Here is a 705-nt window from a genome sequence, read left to right on the forward strand (position 1 = left end):
GTTCTTGATGTCTTTCATGCTCATAGTCAATCGCCCCTTTTTCATAATCTGAACCTAGCGTTCGTCCACGCACCCATTTATTTGCATTTTCAGGCTTATATGAGATTGTTTCGCCACGAAGCTTAACTTCTACCCCTTTTTCTTCTAAATGCTCTGAAAACGTCTCTAAATTGCTTGTATGTGCTTTTGCATTTTCAATCAATTCACGTAATTCATCTTTCCAAGAATATTCTTCTCTATCAAACACAATACCTTTTTCTGCTTGCGTGTATCTCATTTTGGCAGTGCCACGTTCTGTCACACTCAAACCATGTTCACGACAGATATTATCATTTTCTTTTTTAACTAATTCACGTTGTTTTTTATTACTTTGATATTTCTTTCCAGTTTCTAGATCAACTGAATTAATCACAATATGATTATGATAATGGTCTTTATCTGTATGCGTATAAACTGCTACTTGATGATTCGGTGCTATCTTTTCTGCAAATTCTAAACCTAATTGATTACATTGTTCTGGCGTTACTTCGTTAGGCTTAAAAGACTGAATAACTACATGTGCTTGGATGCCATCTGCTTTGCCATACAATTTCACGTGTTGCTTTAAAACTGCTTTTCGCATAATCTATATCACAATTCAAACCACTTTTTTCTTCTGCACGTTTCTCTGCGTAATTAATTGCTCGACTTGCCGATTTGGTATTA

General features: G+C 35.3%; 1 pseudogene. It reads right to left on the reverse strand.

Features of this window, described 5'->3' with window-relative positions:
• Positions 1-705, reverse strand: a pseudogene (locus KA878_RS13685) (relaxase/mobilization nuclease domain-containing protein); the annotation flags it as partial.

The sequence above is a fragment of the Staphylococcus sp. GDY8P57P genome, from assembly GCF_017892585.1.
GTDB lineage: Bacteria > Bacillota > Bacilli > Staphylococcales > Staphylococcaceae > Staphylococcus > Staphylococcus borealis.